This is a genomic window from Phenylobacterium montanum, from assembly GCF_018135625.1.
GTDB classification, from domain to species: Bacteria; Pseudomonadota; Alphaproteobacteria; order Caulobacterales; family Caulobacteraceae; genus Poindextera; species Poindextera montana.
This window is the reverse complement of record NZ_CP073078.1, coordinates 5265968-5287209: the sequence shown is the minus strand read 5'-3', so window position 1 is coordinate 5287209 and position 21242 is coordinate 5265968. Positions and strand designations below refer to the sequence as shown.

General features: G+C 68.3%; 19 protein-coding genes. 4 read left to right on the top strand and 15 right to left on the bottom strand.

Translation table 11 applies throughout. From position 1 onward, the window contains the following. Positions 1–3: 3 nt before the first annotated feature. The gene (locus KCG34_RS24180; RefSeq protein WP_211938143.1) at positions 4–981 is read left to right on the top strand and encodes an NUDIX hydrolase; all 978 of its coding nucleotides are present in this window, start codon (positions 4–6) and stop codon (positions 979–981) included. Positions 982–984: 3 nt separating this feature from the next. Here the strand turns inward: KCG34_RS24180 and KCG34_RS24175 are convergent, their stop codons facing one another. From KCG34_RS24175 to KCG34_RS24165, 3 genes are all read right to left on the bottom strand, one after another. Further along, positions 985–1899: a sterol desaturase family protein gene (locus tag KCG34_RS24175; protein ID WP_211938142.1), complete on the bottom strand. Its 915-nt coding sequence runs from the start codon at positions 1897–1899 to the stop codon at positions 985–987. After that, a complete protein-coding gene (locus tag KCG34_RS24170; RefSeq protein WP_211938141.1) occupies positions 1896–2297 on the bottom strand; it encodes a hypothetical protein in 402 nt (133 codons plus the stop codon). Before KCG34_RS24170 ends, KCG34_RS24175 begins: the two co-directional genes overlap by 4 nt. Before the next feature lie 109 nt (positions 2298–2406). Beyond that, entirely contained in the window at positions 2407–2961 is a 555-nt protein-coding gene (locus KCG34_RS24165; RefSeq protein ID WP_211938140.1) for an outer membrane beta-barrel protein, read from the bottom strand. 291 nt (positions 2962–3252) lie between these two features. Between KCG34_RS24165 and KCG34_RS24160 the strand changes: the two genes are divergently transcribed. Continuing rightward, entirely contained in the window at positions 3253–4368 is a 1116-nt protein-coding gene (locus tag KCG34_RS24160; protein WP_211938139.1) for a beta-ketoacyl-ACP synthase III, read from the top strand. A 9-nt stretch (positions 4369–4377) separates the two neighbouring features. Here the strand turns inward: KCG34_RS24160 and KCG34_RS24155 are convergent, their stop codons facing one another. From KCG34_RS24155 to KCG34_RS24130, 6 genes are all read right to left on the bottom strand, one after another. After that, positions 4378–4941: a DUF4337 family protein gene (locus KCG34_RS24155; protein ID WP_211938138.1), complete on the bottom strand. Its 564-nt coding sequence runs from the start codon at positions 4939–4941 to the stop codon at positions 4378–4380. 64 nt (positions 4942–5005) lie between these two features. Further along, on the bottom strand, positions 5006–7693 hold the full coding sequence (gene ppdK / locus KCG34_RS24150) for a pyruvate, phosphate dikinase (protein ID WP_211938137.1): 2688 nt from the start codon (positions 7691–7693) through the stop codon (positions 5006–5008). Positions 7694–7705: 12 nt separating this feature from the next. Continuing rightward, complete coding sequence (gene glyS, locus KCG34_RS24145) at positions 7706–9901, bottom strand: glycine--tRNA ligase subunit beta (protein WP_211938136.1); 2196 nt, start codon at positions 9899–9901, stop codon at positions 7706–7708. A gap of 5 nt (positions 9902–9906) precedes the next feature. Beyond that, positions 9907–10146, bottom strand: coding sequence for a CDGSH iron-sulfur domain-containing protein (locus tag KCG34_RS24140; protein ID WP_211940955.1), 240 nt, complete (start codon positions 10144–10146; stop codon positions 9907–9909). Between the two features lie 23 nt (positions 10147–10169). Next, on the bottom strand, positions 10170–11072 hold the full coding sequence (locus tag KCG34_RS24135) for a glycine--tRNA ligase subunit alpha (RefSeq protein WP_211938135.1): 903 nt from the start codon (positions 11070–11072) through the stop codon (positions 10170–10172). An 85-nt stretch (positions 11073–11157) separates the two neighbouring features. Continuing rightward, positions 11158–11793: a fasciclin domain-containing protein gene (locus KCG34_RS24130; RefSeq protein ID WP_211938134.1), complete on the bottom strand. Its 636-nt coding sequence runs from the start codon at positions 11791–11793 to the stop codon at positions 11158–11160. 446 nt (positions 11794–12239) lie between these two features. On the opposite strand from KCG34_RS24130, the gene KCG34_RS24125 reads away from it, so the two are divergent. Together KCG34_RS24125 and KCG34_RS24120 are read left to right on the top strand one after the other, a co-directional pair. Then, positions 12240–12578 (top strand): P-II family nitrogen regulator, encoded by a 339-nt coding sequence (locus KCG34_RS24125; RefSeq protein WP_211938133.1) that lies wholly within the window; start codon positions 12240–12242, stop codon positions 12576–12578. 28 nt (positions 12579–12606) lie between these two features. Beyond that, positions 12607–14052: an ammonium transporter gene (locus KCG34_RS24120; RefSeq protein ID WP_211938132.1), complete on the top strand. Its 1446-nt coding sequence runs from the start codon at positions 12607–12609 to the stop codon at positions 14050–14052. A gap of 95 nt (positions 14053–14147) precedes the next feature. On the opposite strand, the gene KCG34_RS24115 is transcribed toward KCG34_RS24120, so the two are convergent. The 6 genes from KCG34_RS24115 to KCG34_RS24090 form a co-directional block, all read right to left on the bottom strand. Further along, entirely contained in the window at positions 14148–14597 is a 450-nt protein-coding gene (locus tag KCG34_RS24115) for a YybH family protein (RefSeq protein WP_211938131.1), read from the bottom strand. A gap of 29 nt (positions 14598–14626) precedes the next feature. After that, entirely contained in the window at positions 14627–15913 is a 1287-nt protein-coding gene (locus KCG34_RS24110; RefSeq protein WP_211938130.1) for a dihydrolipoamide acetyltransferase family protein, read from the bottom strand. A gap of 6 nt (positions 15914–15919) precedes the next feature. After that, positions 15920–16933, bottom strand: coding sequence for an alpha-ketoacid dehydrogenase subunit beta (locus tag KCG34_RS24105; protein ID WP_211938129.1), 1014 nt, complete (start codon positions 16931–16933; stop codon positions 15920–15922). A gap of 4 nt (positions 16934–16937) precedes the next feature. Further along, positions 16938–18170: a 3-methyl-2-oxobutanoate dehydrogenase (2-methylpropanoyl-transferring) subunit alpha gene (locus tag KCG34_RS24100; RefSeq protein ID WP_211938128.1), complete on the bottom strand. Its 1233-nt coding sequence runs from the start codon at positions 18168–18170 to the stop codon at positions 16938–16940. 168 nt (positions 18171–18338) lie between these two features. After that, positions 18339–19793: a cryptochrome/photolyase family protein gene (locus tag KCG34_RS24095; RefSeq protein WP_211938127.1), complete on the bottom strand. Its 1455-nt coding sequence runs from the start codon at positions 19791–19793 to the stop codon at positions 18339–18341. Then, a complete protein-coding gene (locus tag KCG34_RS24090) occupies positions 19793–21238 on the bottom strand; it encodes an efflux transporter outer membrane subunit (RefSeq protein WP_211938126.1) in 1446 nt (481 codons plus the stop codon). The genes KCG34_RS24095 and KCG34_RS24090 overlap by 1 nt, the downstream gene beginning before the upstream one ends. Positions 21239–21242 lie beyond the last annotated feature (4 nt).

Sequence of the window (21242 nt, the reverse complement as noted above, 5' to 3'; positions counted from 1 at the left end):
CCGATGACGGCGATCGTCATCGGGCTGTCGGCGGTGGTGGTGGCCATCCGCAGGAACGAAGCGGTGGTGCTGACCGTGCGCCCGCACGATTCGCGCACCCGGGAGACCTCCGCCCTCGCCGGCCTGCCCTTCGGCCCGTTCGACCCCGACGGCCATCGCACCTTCGAGCTGGCCCTGCGCGCCTTTGTGACCGAGCAGACGCGCTTCGAGCTCGGCTATGTCGAGCAGCTCTACACCTTCGGCGACAAGGGTCGCGACGCGCCGCGCGCGGAGGTCGGGGCTGGCGGCGCGCGGGTGATCTCGGTCGGCTACCTGGCCCTGACACCGCAATCGGACCAGGCCTTGGGGCCGGACACGGTCTGGGCGCCGATGAGCCGGTTTTTCCCCTGGGAGGACTGGCGCGCGGGCCGGCCCGAGCTGATCGACGAGGCGATCGCCCCTGCATTGCGCCGCTGGGCCGTCGATGAGCAACGCCTGGCCCGCGCACGCCTGTTGTTCGCCCTCGACGGCGCGCCCTGGAACGAGGAGCGGGTACTGGAACGCTATGAGCTGCTCTACGAGGCAGGTCTGGCCCCCGAAGCCGCCCGCGACCGCGAGCGCGAGCGCGGCGGCCCGGGCGCCGAACCGGCCGAGTTCGCCGCCAGCCTGGGACAGCCCATGCTGTCCGACCACCGCCGCATCCTGGCCACCGGCCTCGGCCGCCTGCGCGGCAAGCTGAAATACCGGCCGGTGGCGTTCGAGCTGACCCCGCCGGAATTCACCCTGTCGCAGCTGCAGCGGACCGTCGAAGCCATAGCCGGCGTCGCCCTGCACAAGCAGAACTTCCGCCGCGTGCTGGAGCGCGCGGACCTGGTGGAGGGCCTCGGCCGCCAGCATACCGAGACCGGCGGCCGCCCTGCCGAGCTGTTCCGCTTCCGCCGCGAGCTGGCGCGAGCCGGCCGCGCCCCGGGCCTGGCCCTGCCTTTGCTGCGCGAGGGCTGAGGCCTATTCCGCCGGAGACTGGACCGGGGCGGCTTCGATGCGCGCCCGCCACCTGCTCTTGATCTCGGCCGAGGTCTCGCGCGAGCCGTCTGGGGTCCAGCCCGGCGGGCCGAACACATAGCCGGCGGCGTCCTTCAGCGAGCGGGCTCGCAAAAGATCCTGGCCGATGCCGACCCACTCGTGGAAGGCGACGCGCAACAGGTTGAAGTCGCCGAGATTCTTGACGATGCCATAGCGGCACGGCTCCTCGTCGCGCTCCGGCTCGAAGGTGCCGAACAGCCGGTCCCAGATGATCAGGATGCCGGCATAGTTCTTGTCGAGGTAGCGCGGGTTGCGCGCGTGATGCACCCGGTGGTGCGAGGGGGTGTTGAGCACCGCCTCGAAGGGCGCCGGCAGCCTGCGGATCGCCTCGGTGTGGATCCAGTATTGATAGACCAGGCTGATCCCCTTCTCCACGGCGATCATGGCCGGCGGAAAACCCAGAAAGGCCAGTCCCAGCCATAGCACCCAGGTCCCAGCGATCTGGCCCGTCCAGGTTTGTCTGAGCGCTGTCGAGAGATTGTAGTGCTGCGAGGAGTGATGGTTGACGTGCGCCGCCCACCAGATCCGCCGCTCGTGGCTCAGCCGGTGGAACCAGTAGTAGGTCAGGTCTTCCAGGAAGAAGATCGCCACCCAAGCCCAGATCGCGGTCGTCGGGATGGTGAAAAGCCGGTGCTGATAGGCCCAGACCGTCGAAGCCGCCGCCCCGCCCCCCAGGAGCACCCCGGCGATGGTGCTGCCGAAGCCCATGGCCAGGGAGACGGCGGTGTCGCGGGCTTCGTACTCGGCCTTGGCCTTTCCGAGTCGGGCAAGCACGATCTCGAGGATGATGGTCAGGATGAAGAACGGGGTGGCCAGGGTGACCGGATCGAATTTCATGCCGCCTCTCCGAGAGCCGGGGGCCACGCCGCGCTAGCCTCGAGCTTGAACCGCGCCGCCGGCGCGCCGATTTCGCCGAACTTCAGCCGCACCCCATCGCCCTGGCGCAAGGCGGCCCCGAGACCGCTCCAGGGCGCCGTCCGGGCCACATAGGCATCGCCGACGCGAAACAGGACCAAGGCCTTGTCCCCGGCCCGGCCGATCGCCCCCCGCCCATCGGCGGATATCCAGATCGACGCTGGCCTGTCGTCAGGGAACTCCTCCGCCATCAGCGAGCGGGCCCGGCTCTCGTCCAGCGGTGGGCACGGCCGCCCGATCTTGGCCCAGGCCGCCAGCCCTATCAGCATCATCACCGCGACCAGCGAGGCCGCGGATTGCACCAGAAACCCTGAGGACATTTTCGCTCCCGAGCCCCAGGTTCTCGGCCAAGGCTGACGCACCCGTCAACAAAAAAGGCGCGCCCCTCAGGAGCGCGCCTTGTCGCAGTTCTACCTGCTTGGTGGGGTTTTAGAATTTCCGCACGTAGGCGACCGACCAGACGTTGTTCGCGCCCGCGTCGTGCTGGGTATAGTCGTAGCGGGTATAGTCCAGGCGAACGCCGTTCGGGCCGCCGCCGAAGAAATACTGCCCGCCGGCGCCGTAGTTCACGCTGTCGCGGTTGGCGTTGAAGCTCTGGCCGAGGGTGTAGTCGCTGAGCTTGAAGCTCGCCTGTCCGTAGCCCACCCGGGCGAAGAGGTCGGCGTTGGGAGAGAGCGGAATATAGCCCACCGCATAGCCGGCGAACTGGTTGCGCAGGCGCGCGCTGCCCGCGTCGCCGGCCAGGTTCACATGGTCGCCGTCAAAGCCGCCGCTGGCCTCGCCCTCGACCCCGAGATAGTGGCCGAAGCGGGCGCCGAGCCTGGCCTGCAGGGCGTCGAGATTGACGCCGTTGTCTGAAAGATTGCTGTAGCCGAGCGTGCCATAGGTGGTGACAGGCGCGAACGAAACGGCCTCCTGGGCCAGGGCGGGGGCTGAGACCAACGCGGCGGCGGCGCCGACAGTGGCGAGAAAAAGGGTCTTCATTGGGGTACTCCACTCAAAAACATGACGAGAGACAGCTTTCGCCCCTACCAGCCCCGCCAACCTCCACTGCTGAGGAGGCCGCATCAGGGTCACGAGGGGGCCTGTTCAAGGCGGAGTGTGTCGGCAATGCGGGCAGCGTTGCGGTTGCGTCACAGACGCGTGATGCCGAAGAGACAGCGCGGTCGCTGCGCCCCAGACTGCGCTAAAGGTTTGACCCGAAGCCGGATTCTGGGCTGAGATCGGATCATTGGGCCGGACCGCGACGCGGCGGCCGTCGGAGACACAAGACTCGTGCATCAAGCCGTGATCGCGGCGACGGGGCTCTTCACCCCGCCGAACGCCATTTCCAACGAAGAGCTGGTCGAAGCCTTCAACACCTATGTCGAGCGGTTCAACGCCGCCAACGCCGAGGCGATCGCCGCCGGCGAAGCGACCGCCCTGCAGCCCTCCTCGCCGGAGTTCATCACCAAGGCCTCCGGCATCCGCTCACGCTTCGTGATGAACAAGGACGGCATCCTCGATCCCGAGGTGATGCGCCCCGACATCCCCGAGCGCTCCAATGAGGAGCTGTCGATCCTGGCCGAGATGGCCGTGGCCGCCGCCCGCCAGGCGATCGAGCGCTGGGGCAAGCCGGTGGACCAGATCGACGCGGTGCTGTGCGCCGCCTCCAACATGCAGCGCGCCTATCCGGCCATGGCGGTCGAGATCCAGAACGCGCTCGGCATCGGCGGCTTCGGCTTCGACATGAACGTCGCCTGCTCGTCGGCCACTTTCGGCATCAAGACCGCCGCCGACTTCATTGCCTCCGGCTCGGCGCGGGCGGTCCTGATGGTCAATCCGGAGATCTGCTCGGGCCACCTGAATTTCCGCGACCGCGACAGCCACTTCATCTTCGGCGACGTGGCCACAGCCGTGATCGTCGAGCGCGCCGAGGACGCGGCCGGCGGCTGGGACATCCTGGGCGCGCGGCTCAAGACCCAGTTCTCCAACAATATCCGCAACAACTTCGGCTTCCTCAATCGCTGCGCGCCGGAAGGGGTCGGCAAGGCCGACAAGCTGTTCGTGCAGGAGGGCCGCAAGGTGTTCCGCGAGGTGGTGCCGATGGTCTCGGAGATGATCGTCGAGCACGCCGCCGATCTGGGCCTCGCCACGCCGGACCTGAAGCGGCTGTGGCTGCACCAGGCCAATATCAACATGAACGAGATGATCGGCCGCAAGGTGCTAGGCCGCGACCCGACGCCGGAGGAGAACGTGATCATCCTCGACGACTACGCCAACACCTCCTCGGCCGGCTCGATCATCGCCTTCCACACCCGCTCAGAGGACCTGGCGGCGGGCGACCTCGGCCTGATCTGCAGCTTCGGCGCCGGCTATTCGGCCGGGACGGTGTTCGTCAGAAAACGGTAAGGGCCTGCCTCAAAGCAGGTACCCCGCCGCCGCCACCACCGAGCCGGCGAGGCCCAGGCCCACGGCCGCCATCCAGGGCCAGCGCTTCTTGGTGATGATGGCGATGGTCGAGATGGCGATGCCCATTTCCAGCAGCGTTGCGGCGACGCTCAGCCAGTGGTGATGGTGCTCATGCTGGCCTGACCTGGCGCGGTCGCCGTCGCTCTCGGCCTCCAGCTCCTTGGCCTTGGCCTGGGCCTCGTCCTGTCCCTTGCCCTCATCCTTGGCCTTGGCCTTGTAGGCGTCGGCCTTGGGCCCGCCATTGTCGGCCGCCAGGACATAGAGGTTCTTCTTCAGGCTCTTGGCCTCGTAGAGGTTCCACTGGTCGGTGGCCTTGTCCTGGTGCAGGACCGACTCGTTGGCCGAGATGATGGCGCTGCCGCTTTCATAGGCCTCCAGGCTGCCTGAGACGGCCGCCAGCACCGCCAGCACGGCGATGGTGATCGACACCCGTTGAGTGAAGCTGTCGCCGGAATGCGCGGCGTGCTCCGCATGCTCGGCGTGTTCGTGTGCGTCCAAGGGCACATCAGACATGGCGAATCGTCCCCGACCAGTTGATGGCCGGGGATTTAGCGCATCTGGAACCCTGGGTCTTGCGTCAGGCCTTGCGGCTCAACGCCGCCTGGGCCGCCGCCAGCCGGGCGATCGGCGTCCGGTAGGGCGAGCAGGAGACGTAGTCCAGGCCCACCTGCTCGCAGAAGGCGATCGAGGCCGGATCGCCCCCATGCTCGCCGCAGATGCCCAGCTTGACGTCCGGCCGCGCCGCCCGGCCGCGCTCGGCGGCGATGCGGATCAGGTCGCCCACGCCCTCGGTGTCCAGGGTGACGAAGGGGTCCTTCTCGAAAATGCCCTTCTCGATATAGGCGCCCAGGAAGCGGCCGGAATCGTCGCGGCTGATGCCGAACGTGGTCTGGGTCAGGTCGTTAGTGCCGAAGGAGAAGAACTCCGCGTTCTCGGCCAGGTCGGCGGCGCGCAGGGCCGCGCGCGGCAGCTCGATCATGGTGCCGACGCTGTAGGCGATTTGCATGCCCTTCTCGGCCAGCACCTGCTTGGCCACCCGATCGGTCAGGACACGGAGATATTTCATCTCCTCGCCCTTGGCCACCAGCGGGTGCATGATCTCGGGATGCGGCGCGGCCTTGCCCGAGGCGGCGATTTCGCAGGCCGCCTCCATGATCGCCCGCACCTGCATCTCGTAGATCTCGGGATAGGAGACGCCCAGGCGGCACCCGCGGTGGCCCAGCATGGGGTTGGTTTCCTGCAGGTCCCGGGCGCGGAACTTCAGCTTGGCCGCGTCGAGGCCGGTCGCGTCGGCCACCGCCTGCACGTCCTCGTCCGTATGGGGAAGGAACTCGTGCAGCGGCGGGTCCAGAAGGCGGATGGTGACCGGCAGGCCTTCCATGATGTTGAACAGCTCGACGAAGTCGGCGCGCTGCATGGGCAGGATCTTGGCCAGGGCGGCCCGGCGGCCGGCCTCGTCGTCGGCCAGGATCATCTCGCGCACGGCCACGATGCGGTCGGCGTCGAAGAACATGTGCTCGGTGCGGCAAAGGCCGATGCCCTCGGCCCCGAACTGGCGGGCGGTGCGGGCGTCCAGGGGGGTCTCGGCATTGGAGCGCACCTTCAGGCGGCGCACGCTGTCGGCCCAGCCCATCAGGGTGGCGAAGTCGCCGGTCAGCTCCGGCTCGACCATCTTCACCGCCCCGGCCAGGATCTCGCCCTTGGAGCCGTCGATGGTGATCACCTCGCCGGCGGCGAACTTGCGGCCGCGCACGGTGAAGAACCCGGCCTTGCCGTCGATGCGCAGATCGCCGGCGCCGGAGACGCAAGGGCGGCCCATGCCGCGGGCGACCACCGCCGCGTGGCTGGTCATGCCGCCGCGGGCGGTGACGATGCCGCGGGCGGCGTGCATGCCGTGAATGTCCTCGGGGCTGGTCTCGTCGCGCACCAGGATCACCGCCTCGCCGGCCAGGCCCAGGCGCTCGGCTTCTTCGCTGTCGAACACGATCTTGCCGGTGGCCGCGCCGGGCGAAGCCGGCAGGCCCATGCAGATCACGTCGCGCTGGGCGTCGGCGGCGATGGTCGGGTGCAGCAACTGGTCCAGCGAGGCCGGCTCGACCCGGGCGATGGCCTCTTCGCGGGTGATCAGCCCGTCGTTGGCCATTTCCACCGCGACCTTCAGCGCCGCCTTGGCGGTGCGCTTTCCGTTGCGGGTCTGCAGCATGTAGAGCTTGCCCTGCTCCACCGTGAACTCGATGTCCTGCATGTCGCGGTAGTGCTTTTCCAGCCGGCCGACCACGTCGCGGAACTGGGCGAACACCTGCGGCATCGCCTCTTCCATCGAGGGCATGATCTCGCCCATCTCCTCGCGGGCGGCCTTGGTCAGGGCCTGGGGCGTGCGGATGCCCGCGACCACGTCCTCGCCCTGGGCGTTGATCAGGAACTCGCCATAGAGCTTGGCCTCGCCGGTCGAGGGGTTGCGGGTGAAGGCGACGCCGGTGGCCGAGGTCTCGCCCATGTTGCCGAACACCATCGACTGGACGTTGACCGCCGTGCCCCAGCTTTCCGGGATGTCGTGCATGCGGCGATAGAACTTGGCCCGGTCGTTCATCCAGCTGGCGAAGACGGCGCCCACCGCGCCCCACAGCTGGTCCTGGGGGTCCTGCGGGAACGGCTTGCCCCACTCGCGCTGCACCAGGTCCTTGTAGTCGGCGACGACCGCCTCCCAGTCCGAGGCGCTGAGCGCGGTGTCGATGGAGACGTTCAGCCGGTCCTTATGGTCGTCCAGGATCTCCTCGAACATGTGGTGGTCGAGGTCCAGGACCACGTTCGAGTACATCTGGATGAAGCGGCGGTAGCTGTCGAAGGCGAAGCGCCGGTCGCCGGACAGCTTGGCCAGGCCCTCGACGGTGGCGTCGTTGAGGCCGAGGTTCAGCACCGTGTCCATCATGCCGGGCATGGAGGCGCGGGCGCCCGAGCGCACCGAGACCAGGAGCGGGCTGGCCGGATCGCCAAATTTCTTGCCGGTGATCTGCTCGACCTTGGCCAGGCCGTCAGCCACCTGGCCGGCCAGATCGGCCGGATAGGCCTTGCCATTGGCATAGTAGTGGACGCAGGCCTCGGTGGTGATGGTGAAGCCCGGAGGCACAGGCAGGCCCAGCGCGCTCATCTCGGCCAGGTTGGCGCCCTTGCCGCCCAAGAGGTTCTTCATCGAGGCGTCGCCGTCCGCGCCGCCGCCACCGAACGAATAGACCCAGCGGTTCATCGTGCTCTGCTCAGCCGACATACGAAATCCCCCTCACCCGGAAACCAGCGAGAAGTCGGCGACCCGACCCATCGCATCTCGCACCTGCGTCAACAAACGCAGCCGGTTATGCCGCGTTGCAACATCAGGGTCGTTCACCAAGACCTTTTCAAAGAAGGCGTCAACCGGCGCCCTCAGTCCCGCCAAGGCGCGCATGGCCCCGGCGAAATCTTCCTTCGCAAGTGCGGCGCCAACCTCGGGCTCGGCCGCGGCCAGGGCGTCGATCAGCGCCGCCTCTTCCGCCGGCGCGCCAGCGAGGCGCTCGGCCGCGCCGGTCGGCAGCGGTTCCTTCTTCTCCTCGGCCTTGAGGATATTGGTGGCGCGCTTGTAGCCAGCCAGGAGGTTCTTGCCGTCTTCGGTGGTCAGGAAGCCGTCGAGGGCCTCGACGCGCGCGACGATGCGCACGATGTCGTCGTCGCCAAGGGCGAAGACAGCGTCGACGAGGTCGTGGCGCTTGCCTTGGTCGCGGAGGGAAACCTTCAGGCGGTCGGCGAAGAAAGCGTGAAGATCGGCCCTAGCCTTCTCAACCTCAGGCCACCGCTCAGCGCCCATTTGCTGAACGCCTTCCGGCGAATAGGCACTAATGATGCTGAAGAAGGCCAATTCTGCAGCCTTCTCGTAGCCGGCCTCACCAATCTGAGAGGCTAAATTCTCGACTCGTTCAAGCGAGCCGAGCTTTTGGTCAGCGAACAAACTTGCGAGTGTGAGCGCGACCATTCGGGATAGGTCGATGCGCACGTCCTTTTCCAGCGCGACTCGGATCACGCCAAGCGCGGCGCGTCTAAGAGCAAACGGATCTCTCGACCCCGTTGGCTTCTCTCCGATTGCAAAAAAAGCGATAAGCGTGTCGAGCTTATCTGCCAGAGCGACCGTCGCGCCAACCGCATCGCTCGGCACGGCATCGCCCGGCCCCTGGGGCTTGTAGTGATCCCGAATGGCGTCAGCGATCACCGGGTCCATGCCCTCGCCCGCCGCATAGTAGCGCCCGATCACCCCTTGCAGTTCGGGGAACTCCCCGACCATGCCGGTGCCCAGGTCCGCCTTGGCCAGGCGCGCCGCCTTGGCGGCGACCGCCGGATCGGCGCCGACCAGGGGCGCGATCTCGCGCGCCAGGGCCTCGACCCGCTCCACCCGCTCGTACATGGTCCCGAGCTTGGCGTGGAAGGTGACGCCTTTGAGCTTCTCCAGCCGGCTCTCCAGCGGAACCTTGCGGTCCTCGTCCCAGAAGAAGCGGGCGTCGTTCAGGCGGGCGGACAGCACCCGGGCGTTGCCCTTGGCGATGGCTGCGCCGCCGTCGGTCGCCTCGATATTGGCCACCGCCAGGAAGTGCGGAGCCAAGCCCGCCTCGCCCGGCCGGCGCACGGCGAAATACTTCTGGTGGGTGCGCATCGAGGTGCGGATCACCTCGGGCGGCAGGTCCAGGAACGCCGGGTCCATGTCGCCCAGGATCGGGGTCGGCCATTCGGCCAGGCCGCAGACCTCGTCCAAGAGGCCCTCGTCCTCGACCAGCTCCAGGCCCCTGGCGAAGCACAGGGTCTTGGCGCCCTGGGTGATCCGCGCCTTGCGCTCGGCCGGGTCCAGCACCACGAAATGGGCCGCCAGCCCCGCGGCGTAGTCGTCGAAATGGCGGGCGCGGAACGGCTTGCCGTCGCCCATGAAGCGGTGGCCCTCGGTCAGGTCGCCGCTCTCGATCCCCTCGATGGCGAACGGCACCACCTCGCCGTCGAACACGCAGAGGATCCGGCGCAGCGGGCGCACCCAGCGCAGGGCCGAGGTCCCCCACTTCATCGACTTGGGCCAGGGGAAGTTGCGCACGATGGCCTCGACCATCTCGGCGATGATGTCGGCCGTCGGCCGGCCCTGGCGTGAGAGGGTCGCGAACCAGACCCCGTCCCGCTCGACCAGCTGCTCGCGGGTCAGGCCGGTCGAGCGCAGGAAGCCGTCGACCGCCGCGTCCGGCGCCCCGACCCGCGGGCCCTTGCGCTCCTCGCTGCGGTCGGCCTGCGCGGTCGGTAGGCCCTGGGCGACTAGGGTCAGGCGCCGCGGCCCGGCGAAGGCGGTCAAGGCCTCGGGAATGAAGCCGGCCTCGGCCAGCCTGTCGCGCGCCATGCGCTCCAGGTCGCGCGCGGCCTGGGCCTGCATGCGCGCAGGGATTTCCTCGGACAGGAGTTCAAGCAGAAGCTGGGGCATGAGACCTAGAGGGTATTATGCGTGCCGTCGCAGAGCGGCGGGGTCTTGGTCTGTTTGCAGGTGCAGAACATGACCTTGCGGGTCTTGGGCGCGACCCATTCCAGGGGTTCGAGCGAGGTCACCTCGTGCGAGCCGTCGCAGAACGGCTGCTCCTTGGAGCGGCCGCAGCGGCACCACCAATAGGTCTCGCCGGCGGTGACCTCCACCACGATCGGCTCTGAGCCGCCTCGGATCGCCTCGTCCATGGCCTTGTTCCCTTCGGACAGCCTCAAGCGGCCTGGTTCTGCTGGCGCACCCACTCCTGGGCGCAGGCTTTGCAGAGGTCGCGGATGCGGCCGATATAGCTCTGCCGCTCGGCCACGGCGATGGCCCCGCGCGCATCCATCAGGTTGAACAGGTGACTGGCCTTCAAGACGTGGTCATAGGCCGGCAGCACCAGCGCCTGGCCCTGGCGGCCGATGCTGTTCAGGATCCGGGGCACCTCACGCTCCATCTCCTCGAACTGGCGCTTGAACACGTCCACGTCGCCCACGTCCTGTTCGAAGGCCGAGAACTGCTGCTCGTTCTCCAGGAAGACATCGCCATAGGTCTTGAAGTCGGGGCTTTGCGGGTCGTTGAACGCCAGGTCGTAGACGCTCTCCACCCCCTGGACGTAGAGCGCCAGCCGCTCCAGGCCGTAGGTCAACTCCCCCGCGGTCGGCGCGACGTCCAGGCCGCCCACCTGCTGGAAATAGGTGTATTGCGTCACTTCCATCCCGTCGCACCACACCTCCCAGCCCAGGCCCCAGGCGCCCACGGTGGGGTTTTCCCAGTCGTCCTCGACGAAGCGGATGTCATGCAGGGTCGGATCGATCCCCACCGCTTCCAGCGAGCCGAGATACAGCTCCTGCATGTTCGGCGGATTGGGCTTCAGGATCACCTGGTACTGGTGATGCTGGTGCAGGCGGTTGGGGTTCTCGCCGAAGCGGCCGTCCGCCGGGCGGCGCGAAGGCTGCACATAGGCCACCCGCCAGGGCTTGGGGCCCAGCGCGCGCAGCACAGTGAAGGGGCTGAGGGTGCCGGCGCCGACCTCGACGTCATAGGACTGCAGAATCACGCAGCCCTGGCGGCTCCAGTAGTCATGGAGCGCGAGGATCAGACCCTGGAAAGACAGGGGCGCGGGCTTGGACATCAAAGGCGGCCTGACATAGCGGGCAAAAAAGGCCGGCGGACCATAGGGGCCGCCGGCTGTTGCTTCAAGTCTGTGGAGCGGGCGCCTACTTCGGCGGCGCCGCGGCAGGGGCGGCGGGGGCCGGCGCGGCCTCGGCCACCGGCGCCGGAGCGTTCGGGTCCAGCACCTTGTCGACCACATAGATGACGCCGTTGGACACGGCGACCTGGCCGAGGATGTTGGCGTCGTTGAACTTGGCGGGGGCGCCGCTGCCGTCGACCTGAACGTCCTTGCGCGCCACGGTCGGGATCGGGCCCTTGGAGCCTTCGATCTTGGACGGCGGCACGGCGGCGTTGATCAGGTGGTAGATCAGGAGCTGCTGCAGTTGGGCGGCCTTGTCGGGGTTCTGCAGATCGGCCAGCTGGGCGGCCGGCAGCGCCTTGAAGGCGGCGTCGTTCGGCGCGATCAGGGTGAACGGGCCGGGGCGGGTCAGCACGGCGGAGAGGCCCGAGCCCTCGATGGCCTTGGACAGGATGCTGAAGTCCGGCGAGGCCTTCAGGGTGGCGACAATATCGCCGGCGGGCTGCAGCGAGGCGGCCGGAATGGGCGCCGGCGCGGCGGGGGCGGCCGGCGCAGCGGCGGGGGGCGCGGCTGGCGCGGGAGCCGCAGGGGTCTGAGCGGCGACAGGTCCCGCCAGCAGCGCCATGGCGGCGGCCGTCGTCATCAGCGATTTGATCAGCATCTATGTTTCCTCATGGATCGGCTCGCGCGTCCGTTTCGCCCCCTCGACCAACGAATACGCGCCAGAGCCTCGCAGGTTGCGAGGCCAGCCGTTAGTCACGGGCGGGGCTGATTTGTCAATTCTCAAACACACAGCCGAGGCCAATCGCCGCTGAATGGGTCCCGGTGCGCCCCGCTTTCGCACGGGCCGATCGGGCCAGTAGCGGGATCCTGGCACGGCGGGCCGCTCAAAGCGCCGTGATTTTGATCACCGCTCCAGACCCATGCCCGAAAAAGCGGCGCCCCGCGGTGATTGTGACCAAGGTCCTAACGTCCGGCGCCTGTCCAAGCGGCGCCTTTCGCTAGCGTGCCTCAGTCGCAGGAGGCGGGGGGCTGACGCCTGCTGCCTGAGCGGCTCAGCAGCCAGACAGGTGCGTGCGAGGGGATCGTCCGCGTGGGAGCAAGCGAATGAAACTGATCATGGCGATCGTCAAACCCTTCAAGCTCGACGAGGTGCGCGAAGCCCTCGTCAATGCGGGCGTGGAGGGCCTGACGGTTTCGGAAGTCAAAGGTTATGGCCGCCAGAAGGGCCAGACCGAGATCTATCGGGGGGCCGAATACCAGGTGAACTTCGTGCCCAAGGTGAAGCTCGAAGTCGTCGTGGACGACGCAGCGGTGGCCAGGGCGGTTGACGCCATCAAGGCCGCGGCCGGCACCGGCAAGATCGGCGACGGGAAAATCTTCGTTCTGGGCGTGGAAGACGCCGTGCGCATCAGGACCGGCGAGACCGGTTCGGCCGCGCTCTGAGACTCAAGGGGACAAGGGGAATCATAAGATGAAGCTTTTGGGATCCAACAGGCTGGCGGGTCTGCTGCTCGCGGCCGCGATCGTCGGAGCGCCGCTGGCGTCGCCGGCCTTCGCGCAGTCGGCGAGCGGGACGCCGGCCGCCTCCTCCGCCGCCGCGACCTCGGCCGCCGCTGCCGCAGCCCCGGCGGCTGCGCCTGCCGCCGCGACCCCGGCCCCGGCCGCCACGCCTGCGCCGCCCAAGATCGACAGCGGCGACACGGCCTGGATGCTGACCTCCTCGGTGCTGGTCCTGATGATGACCATCCCGGGCCTGGCCCTGTTCTACGCCGGCATGGTGCGCAAGAAGAACATCTTGGCCACCCTGGCCCAGAGCTTCGGCGCCACAGCCCTGATCACGGTCCTGTGGACCATTATCGGCTACTCGATCGCCTTCACCGACGGAGGCAAGAACACCGCCTTCATCGGCGGGTTCAAATACTTCATGCTGGCGCCGATGGGGATAAACGCGACGAACGCGCTCGCGCCGACCATCCCCGAGTCGGTCTACATGTTCTTCCAGATGACCTTCGCCATCATCACCCCGGCCCTGATCGCCGGGGCGCTGGCGGATCGCATGAAGTATTCCGCCTTCCTGCTGTTCATGGGCGCCTGGCTTCTGTTCGTCTACTGCCCCATCGCCCACTGGGTCTGGGGTCCCGGCGGCTGGCTAGGCGCAGCAGGCGCGCTGGACTTCGCTGGCGGCACCGTGGTCCACCTGAACGCCGGCACTGCAGGCCTGATCGCCGCCCTGATGCTGGGCAAGCGCAAGGGTCTCGGCACCGTCAACTTCGCTCCGCACAACCTCGCCTATTCGGTGATCGGCGCCTCGCTGCTCTGGGTCGGCTGGTTCGGGTTCAACGCGGGTTCAGCTGTGACCTCGGGTTGGCAAGCCGGCATGGCTGCGGCCGCCACCCAGATCGCCACCGCCATGGCCGCCCTGGCCTGGATGGGCATGGAGTGGATGATCGCCAAGAAGCCCTCGATTCTTGGCCTGGTCTCGGGCGCCGTCGCCGGCCTCGTGGCCATCACTCCGGCCTCGGGCTACGTCGATCCGGTCGGGGCGCTGATCATCGGCTTGGCTGCTGGCGTGGTCTGCTACCTGTCGGCCGTCCACCTGAAGAAGATGCTCGGCTACGACGACGCGCTGGACTGCTGGGGCGTGCACGGCATCGGTGGCGCCCTGGGCGCAATCCTGACCGGCGTGTTCGCCAAGAAGGCGATCAACCCTTCGATCACCGGCGGTTGGCTGGCGGACCATAACCCGAAGCAGATGCTGCTGCAATTCCAGGATGTCGGTGCGACCTTCATCTACTGCGCCGTGGTGACCTTCATCATCCTGGCGGTGCTGAAGTACACCATCGGCATCCGGGTCTCGGAAGAGGCCGAGGAAGAAGGCCTGGACATCAACCTGCACGGCGAGGTCGTCCACGGCTGATGGGGATTGGAGGGCCTGCACTTTCTCTCGCGGGCCCGTCAGTCGGGACAAATCGGAGCGGAGGGCCCCAAAGCCCTCCGCTTTTTTCTTTGGGATCAGTCGGGCGTACCGATGTCGATTAGGCCCTTCCAATGGCCCTCGGCGTCCTTGCGCCAGACGGTGACATAGCGGCCGGTGAAAGGCTTCTTGGTCGTGTCATTCGGCGTTTCGGTCCAGCGTCCCCAGGTGACGCCCATGTCGCCGGACTTGGAGGCGAAGGCTTCGGTCGGGGTCCAGGTGAGCTTGGAGGTCGGCGGCTTGTCGCCGCCCTCCGCCTGGAAGATGGCCTCAGCGCCACGCTTGGGCTCGCCGCCAGCGAACTCCAAGCCGTCCTTAGGGTCCATATAGCTCTTGAAGCCCTGGGCCACGCCGTGTTCGGCCACGTAGGCCTCGAACGCCTTGTCGACGGCGATCAGCTGGTCGGCCGTCGACGGCTCGGCGGCCTTGGCCCCGAATGCAGCAAAAGCGGCCAGCCCCAGGCCGGCCGCCAGAAGCTTGATCCTCATGAAGCGCCCCTTCTCCAGCGGCGCTCCTGTCAGCCGACGAACAGGCTCGCCGGATGCTCCAGGGCGCCTTTCAGCGCCTGAATGAAGGACGCGGCGTCGTAGCCGTCAACCACGCGGTGATCGAATGAGGACGAGACGTTCATCATCTTGCGCACCACCACCTGACCCTGGCGGACCACGGGACGCTCGACGATCTTGTTCGGCCCGACGATGGCCACCTCCGGCCGGTTGATCACCGGGGTGGTCGTGATCCCGCCCAGGGCGCCCAGACTGGTCAGGGTGATCGTCGAGCCGGTCAGCTCTTCGCGCGAGGCCTTGCCCTGGCGCGCCAGGCCAGCCAGGCGAGCGATCTCGCCGGCCAGTTCCCACACGTCCCTGCCCTCGGCGTGCTTGACCACCGGCACGATCAGGCCGTCGTCGGTCTGGGTGGCGATGCCGACGTGCAAAGCCTGGTAGCGGCGCAGGATTCCGGCCTCGTCGTCATAGAGGGCGTTGACCTGCGGGAAGCGCGGGACCGTCTTGACCAGGGCGCGGATCATGAACGGCAGGAAGCTCAGCTTGGGTTTGCCCTCAGCCGCGGTGGCGTTCAGGTGGCCACGCAGCGCTTCCAACTCGGTGACATCCACCTCCTCGACATAGGAATAGTGCGGGATGTTGCGCTTGGATTCCTGCATCTTCTCGGCGATGCGGCGGCGAAGCCCGATCACCTTCGTCTCGGTGATGGCCGAGGCCAAGACCGGCGCGGCCACGCGGCCGGCGCCGCCGACCAGCAGGCGGTCGAGGTCGGCGTGCTCGACCCGCCCGCCGGGACCGTGGCCCTGAACCGCGGAAAGGTCGATGCCGAGGGCCTGGGCGCGGGCGCGCACGGCGGGGGAAGCCAGGGCCTTCTTGTGGCCGGCGCCAGCAGGGGCGTCGCCATGAACCGTGGGCGGCGCTGCTGCCGCCAGATAGCGCGCGCCGAACTCCTCGCCGAAGTCCTCGTCGTCATCCACCGCCGCGGGCGCGACGGCTGCGGGAGCCGGGGCTTGAGCGGCAGCCGGCTTGGCCGGCGCTTCCTCGGGGACGTGCGCCCCAGCGTCCAGTTCGAATACGGCGATCTCGGAGCCCACGGGCGCCATGTCGCCCTCGGCGCCGCCGACCGAAACCACAACGCCGGCCACCGGCGCGGTGATCTCGACGGTCGCCTTGTCGGTCATCACGTCGACCAGGGGCTGGTCCTCGGCCACGTGGTCGCCGGCCTTGACGTGCCAGGCGACGATCTCGGCCTCGGCGATGCCTTCGCCCACGTCGGGCAGCTTGAAGACGAAACGGGCCATGTGCTCTTACGCCTCCACCGCGCGGCGCAGCGCCGCCGCGACCCGCTTGGGGCCAGGAAAATAGCTCCACTCGAATGCGTGAGGATAGGGCGTGTCCCAGCCCGTGACCCGCTCGATCGGCGCCTCCAGGTGGTGGAAGCAGTGCTCCTGCACCAGGGCCGAAAGCTCGGCGCCATAGCCGCTGGTGCGGGTGGCCTCATGCACGATCACGCAGCGGCCGGTCTTCTCCACCGAGGCCACGATGGTCTCGATGTCCACCGGCACCAGGGTGCGCAGGTCTATGACCTCCGCATCGATCCCCGCGTCTTCGGTCGCGGCCAACGCCACGTGGACCATGGTGCCATAGGCCAGCACGGTCACCGCCTCGCCGGCCCGCGCGATCGCTGCCTTCCCGAGGGGGACGGTGTAGTAACCGTCGGGCACCTCGCTGGCCGGGTGCTTGGCCCAGGTCTGCACCGGTCGGTCATGGTGGCCGTCAAACGGGCCGTTATAGATCCGCTTCGGCTCCAGGAAGAGCACCGGGTCGTTGCACTCGACCGAGCTGATCAGGAGGCCCTTGGCGTCGTAGGGATTGGAGGGGATCACGGTCTTCAGGCCCGCCACGTGGGTGAACAGGGCCTCGGGGCTCTGGCTGTGGGTCTGGCCGCCGAAGATGCCTCCGCCATAAGGCGTGCGCACGGTGATCGGCGCGGTGAAGTCGCCGGCCGAGCGGTAGCGCAGGCGCGCCGCCTCGGAGACGATCTGGTCGTAGGCCGGATAGATGTAGTCGGCGAACTGGATCTCGATGATGGGGCGCAGGCCATAGGCGGCCATGCCGATGCCCATGGCCACGATGCCGGCCTCGCCGATCGGGGTGTCGAAGCAGCGGGTCAGGCCGTGCTTTTTCTGCAACCCGTCGGTGGCGCGAAAAACGCCGCCGAAATAACCGACGTCCTCGCCGAAGATCAGCACGTCGCCGTCCCGCTCCAAAAGGACGTCCATGGCCGAGTTGAGGGCCTGGATCATGTTCTGGGTCGCCATCGGATCAGCCCTCCACCGACTGCAGCTGTTCACGCAGGTGCCAGGGCATGTCCTCATAGACCTCGGCGAACATCTCGCGGATGGGCGGGGCCGAACCCTCGCTGAGAAGGCCTTGCGCCTCGGCCTCGCGCTGGGTGACGCGCACCTGTTCGTCGACCTCGGCCTGCAGCGCCGTTTGTTGTTCGTCCGACCATTCACCGATGGCGATCAGGTGCCGCTTCAGGCGCTCGATCGGATCGCCGAGCGGCCAGCTGCTGGCCTCCGTCGCCGGCCGATAGCGGCCGGGGTCGTCGCTGGTCGAGTGCGCCTCGGCCCGGTAGGTGAAGAGCTCGATCACCGTCGAGCCGAGGTTGGCGCGGGCGCGCTCGGCGGCCCAGGTGGTGGCCGCATGCACCGCCAGGAAGTCGTTGCCGTCCACGCGAAGGCCGGGCAGGCCATAGCCCAGGGCGCGGGCGGCGAAGGTGGTGCGCTCGCCCCCGGCGATGCCCTGGAAGGACGAAATGGCCCACTGGTTGTTGACGATGTTCAGGATCACCGGCGCCCGGTAGACCGAAGCGAAGGTCAGGGCGTGGTGGAAGTCGGCCTCGGCGGTGGCGCCGTCGCCGATCCAGGCCGCGGCGATCCGGTCGTCGCCCTTGTAGGCCGAGGCCATGGCCCAGCCCACCGCCTGACTGAACTGGGTGCCCAGGTTGCCGGAGATCGAGAAGAAGCCGTACGCCTTGCTGGAATACATGCTGGGCAGCTGGCGGCCCTTCAGCGGGTCGGCGGCGTTGGAGTAGATCTGGCACATCATGTCGAACAGCGGATAGCCGCGCGCAATCAGAAGGCCCTGCTGGCGGTAGGTCGGAAAGCACATGTCCTCATGCGCCAGGGCCGCGGCCTGGGCCACCGCCACCGCCTCCTCGCCGCGGCACTTGATGTAGAAGCTGATCTTGCCCTGGCGCTGGACCTTGTAGAGCCTGTCGTCATAGGCGCGGGTCAACATCATGGCGCGCAGGCCGTCGCGCAGGACCTGGGGCTCAAGCTTCGGGTTCCAGGACCCGACCGCCTTGCCCTCGTCGTCCAGCACCCGCACCAGGCCATAGGCCAACTCGTGGATCGAGGAAGGATCGACGTCGATTTCAGGGCGCGGCATGGCCCCTGCCGGCGGCACCTTGACGCCGCTGAAGTCCGGCTCCTGGCCAGGCCGGACCTTGGGCTCCGGAATGTGCAGCGAGAGAGGCAGGCTGTTCTTCATTGCGGCGTTGACCCTGGGATTCGATTTCCGATCTGCGCAGATACGAGGATCATTCTTCGACAATCGCGCAAATCGGTAACATATTTTCGCGCGCTATAGCACAAGGTGGGGCGCCCTTGTCCACCGCCATGATGCTGCGCCCGCTTGGGCGCCGGCGGCAAGGCGCACTCAGTCGCCGGTTCGCAGGTCCTGGAACGCCGCCAGGGCGCGGGCGCGGGCCTCGGCGTGTTCGACAATCGGATGGGGATAGTCGCGGCCGAGCCTCATGCCGGCCTGGGCCAGCACTGCGGCCGGCGCGGTCCAGGGCGCGTGGATGTAGCCGGCAGGCATCCCGGCCAGCTCCGGAACCCAGCGACGGACATAGGCGCCTTCGGGATCGAACCGCTCGCCCTGGGCTACGGGATTGAAGATGCGGAAGAAGGGGGCGGCGTCGGCGCCGCTGCCGGCGGTCCACTGCCAGTTGGCGGCGTTGTTGGCTAGGTCCGCGTCGACCAGGGTGTCCCAGAACCAGGCCTCGCCCACACGCCAGTCGATCAAGAGGTGCTTGACCAGGAACGAGGCGACCACCATGCGCACGCGGTTGTGCATGAAGCCGGTGGCCCAGAGCTCGCGCATGCCGGCGTCGACCAGGGGATAGCCGGTCCGGCCCCGCCGCCAGGCGGCCAGCGCCGCCGGATCGCCGCGCCAGGCGAAGCGGTCGAATTCAGGCCGCACATTGACCTTTGCCAGATCCGGCAGGTTGAACAGCAACTGGTGATTGAACTCGCGCCAGCCGAGTTCGCTGAGGAACTTGTCCAGGTCATCGGCAAGGCCGGGCCGGCTGGCAGCGTGCGCCAGGGCCATGCGCCAGACCTGACGAGGGCCGATCTCGCCCCAATGCAGATGCGGGGAAAGGCGCGATCCGCCGTCGCGGGCTGGCGGGTCGCGGCGCTCGCTGTAGCCTTTCAGGCCATGCTGCAGAAAGTCCTCGAGCCTGGCCAGGGCTCCCGCCTCGCCCGGCGCCCAGTCGGAAAAGCCGGTCGACCAGTCGGGCGCCGTGGGGTGCAGCCGCCAGTCGTCCAGGTGGTCGCCAGCGGGCCAATCGCGCGGGCCGGTCAACTCGTCGGGGATCACGGGCGCCGGCTCGGCGGCGACCATCGGCTTTGCGGCCCGCCAATAGGCGGTGAAAACCTTGAACGGGCCGCCGGCGCCGGTGCGCACGGTCCAGGGCTCGTTCAGAAGCGCGCCATTGAACGAGCGCGCCTCCACGCCCGCCTCTTCCAGGTCACGCTTGATGGCGGTGTCGCGTTCGACTGCGGCAGGATCGTAGAGCCGGTTCCAGACCACCAGGCCCGCCCCGACCTCCTGGGCCAGGCTCAATAGCTGCACCTGAGGATCGCCGAGCCGCAGGACCAGGCGCAGGCCTTTCGCCTCCAGGCTTTCGGCCAGCTTGCGCAGGGACTTGTCCAGCCACCAGAGCGACGCAGCGCCACGCGGCCGTGTCGTATCGCCCACCGCCAGCACGAAGACGGGAATGATCGGCCGCCCGCTGGCGGCGGCGGCCGCCAGGGCGGGATTGTCCGCGAGCCTCAAGTCCTGGCGGAACCAGACCAGCGCAGGGCGGGCCGGGTTTGCTCCGACCATCAGCCGACCTTCAACGCGGTGACCTTGGGCGCCTGCTCCCAGCCGCCGCCAAGGGCCTGGAATACCGCCACCTGGTCTAGGGCCAGTTGCTGGTCCGAAGCCGCCAGAGCCTGGTCAGCGCCCAGGGCTGTCGCCTGGGCGGTCAGAAGGTCCAGCATGCTGATCGTGCCGGCCTCATACTGGATCCGCGCCAGCCGAAGCGCCTCGTCGCTCCTGGCGGCGGCGGCCTTCAGCGCGCCGTGACGGTCCAGTTCGGCGCCATAGGCGGTCAGCGCCTGCTCGGTCTCCTTCAGGGCCTGCAACACGGTGGAGTCAAAGCTGGCCAGGGCGCCGGAGGCCTGAGCCCGGGCCTCGATCACATGGGCCCGCGCCAGGGCGATATTGGGAAACGACCAGGTTACCAGCGGCCCCAGCGAATAGGAGATCGACCCCGGCCTGCGCAGGCCGCCGACCGAACCCGCAGCGTCGGCGATCGAGCCGCCAAGGGAGACGCTGGGATAGAATTCCGCCACCGCGACGCCGATCCTGGCCGTGTCGGAGGCGAGCACCCGCTCGGCCTGGCGCACGTCCGGTCGCCGACGCAAGAGGGTCGCGCCATCGCCGGTGGGCAGGGGTTGGGCGAGCTGCGGGGGCGCAACGCAGGCCGCAGCCTCGGCGGGGATCTCGGAGGGGGTCTTGCCGAGGAGCGCCGCCAGCTCAAGCAGCGCCGTGCGCCTCTGCCCATCCAAGGGCGCAATCGCCGCCCTCGCCTGCTCCAGCGCCGCCTCGGCGCGGGCGAGATCGAAGTCGGATATGGCGCCGGCCTCCCGCTGGCGGCGGGAGATGTCGAAGGTTTCCTGCGCCGCCGCCAGCGACCGGCGCGCCACCGCCGCCTGGGCCGCAAAGCCGCAGGCCTGGGCGTAGGCCGAGGTGGCTTCGGCGGCGACAGTCACGCGCACCGCGTCCTCCGCCGCCTGGGCGGCGCCGGCATTGGCCCGGGCGGCCTCGATCGCACGGCGGACCTGGCCGAACAGATCGACCTGATAGGCGGCGCTGAAGCCGGTGGAATAGCCCCAGCCCGCCTTGGCATGTGACTTGCCGGCGGCGATGGCCGCCTGGTTGGCGGCGGCGCTTCGTCCATAGGCGGCGCCGGCGTCGAGGGTCGTGCTGGGCAGAAGGTTGCTGCGGGTCTCGCTGACCAGGCCTTCGGCGTAGTCGAGATTGGCGGCCGCGACCTTGAGGTCGAGGTTCTCGGCCAGGGCCTGTTCGACCAGGCGGTCCAGCACCGGGTCCTGGTAGAGCCGCCACCAGGTCGGCGAGGTCGCATCGCCCGAGGTCACGACGGCTGGCGCCGAGGAGAACGACCCGGCGGCGGGCGCCGGCGTCTGCGGCGTCGCATAGCGCGGCCCGACGGCGCAGCCGGCCAGTCCGGCGGCGGCGAGCAGGAGGAAAAGCGGACGCCTCATCGCG

What these genes read in the sequence shown, in the direction of transcription:
- KCG34_RS24180 (WP_211938143.1), top strand. Translation starts at nt 4, where the DNA reads ATGACGGCGATCGTCATCGGGCTGTCGGCGGTGGTGGTGGCCATCCGC.
- KCG34_RS24175 (WP_211938142.1), bottom strand. Translation starts at nt 1,899, where the DNA reads ATGAAATTCGATCCGGTCACCCTGGCCACCCCGTTCTTCATCCTGACC.
- KCG34_RS24170 (WP_211938141.1), bottom strand. Translation starts at nt 2,297, where the DNA reads ATGTCCTCAGGGTTTCTGGTGCAATCCGCGGCCTCGCTGGTCGCGGTG.
- KCG34_RS24165 (WP_211938140.1), bottom strand. Translation starts at nt 2,961, where the DNA reads ATGAAGACCCTTTTTCTCGCCACTGTCGGCGCCGCCGCCGCGTTGGTC.
- KCG34_RS24155 (WP_211938138.1), bottom strand. Translation starts at nt 4,941, where the DNA reads ATGTCTGATGTGCCCTTGGACGCACACGAACACGCCGAGCATGCGGAG.
- ppdK (WP_211938137.1), bottom strand. Translation starts at nt 7,693, where the DNA reads ATGTCGGCTGAGCAGAGCACGATGAACCGCTGGGTCTATTCGTTCGGT.
- glyS (WP_211938136.1), bottom strand. Translation starts at nt 9,901, where the DNA reads ATGCCCCAGCTTCTGCTTGAACTCCTGTCCGAGGAAATCCCTGCGCGC.
- KCG34_RS24140 (WP_211940955.1), bottom strand. Translation starts at nt 10,146, where the DNA reads ATGGACGAGGCGATCCGAGGCGGCTCAGAGCCGATCGTGGTGGAGGTC.
- KCG34_RS24135 (WP_211938135.1), bottom strand. Translation starts at nt 11,072, where the DNA reads ATGTCCAAGCCCGCGCCCCTGTCTTTCCAGGGTCTGATCCTCGCGCTC.
- KCG34_RS24130 (WP_211938134.1), bottom strand. Translation starts at nt 11,793, where the DNA reads ATGCTGATCAAATCGCTGATGACGACGGCCGCCGCCATGGCGCTGCTG.
- KCG34_RS24125 (WP_211938133.1), top strand. Translation starts at nt 12,240, where the DNA reads ATGAAACTGATCATGGCGATCGTCAAACCCTTCAAGCTCGACGAGGTG.
- KCG34_RS24120 (WP_211938132.1), top strand. Translation starts at nt 12,607, where the DNA reads ATGAAGCTTTTGGGATCCAACAGGCTGGCGGGTCTGCTGCTCGCGGCC.
- KCG34_RS24115 (WP_211938131.1), bottom strand. Translation starts at nt 14,597, where the DNA reads ATGAGGATCAAGCTTCTGGCGGCCGGCCTGGGGCTGGCCGCTTTTGCT.
- KCG34_RS24110 (WP_211938130.1), bottom strand. Translation starts at nt 15,913, where the DNA reads ATGGCCCGTTTCGTCTTCAAGCTGCCCGACGTGGGCGAAGGCATCGCC.
- KCG34_RS24105 (WP_211938129.1), bottom strand. Translation starts at nt 16,933, where the DNA reads ATGGCGACCCAGAACATGATCCAGGCCCTCAACTCGGCCATGGACGTC.
- KCG34_RS24100 (WP_211938128.1), bottom strand. Translation starts at nt 18,170, where the DNA reads ATGAAGAACAGCCTGCCTCTCTCGCTGCACATTCCGGAGCCCAAGGTC.
- KCG34_RS24095 (WP_211938127.1), bottom strand. Translation starts at nt 19,793, where the DNA reads ATGGTCGGAGCAAACCCGGCCCGCCCTGCGCTGGTCTGGTTCCGCCAG.
- KCG34_RS24090 (WP_211938126.1), bottom strand. Translation starts at nt 21,238, where the DNA reads ATGAGGCGTCCGCTTTTCCTCCTGCTCGCCGCCGCCGGACTGGCCGGC.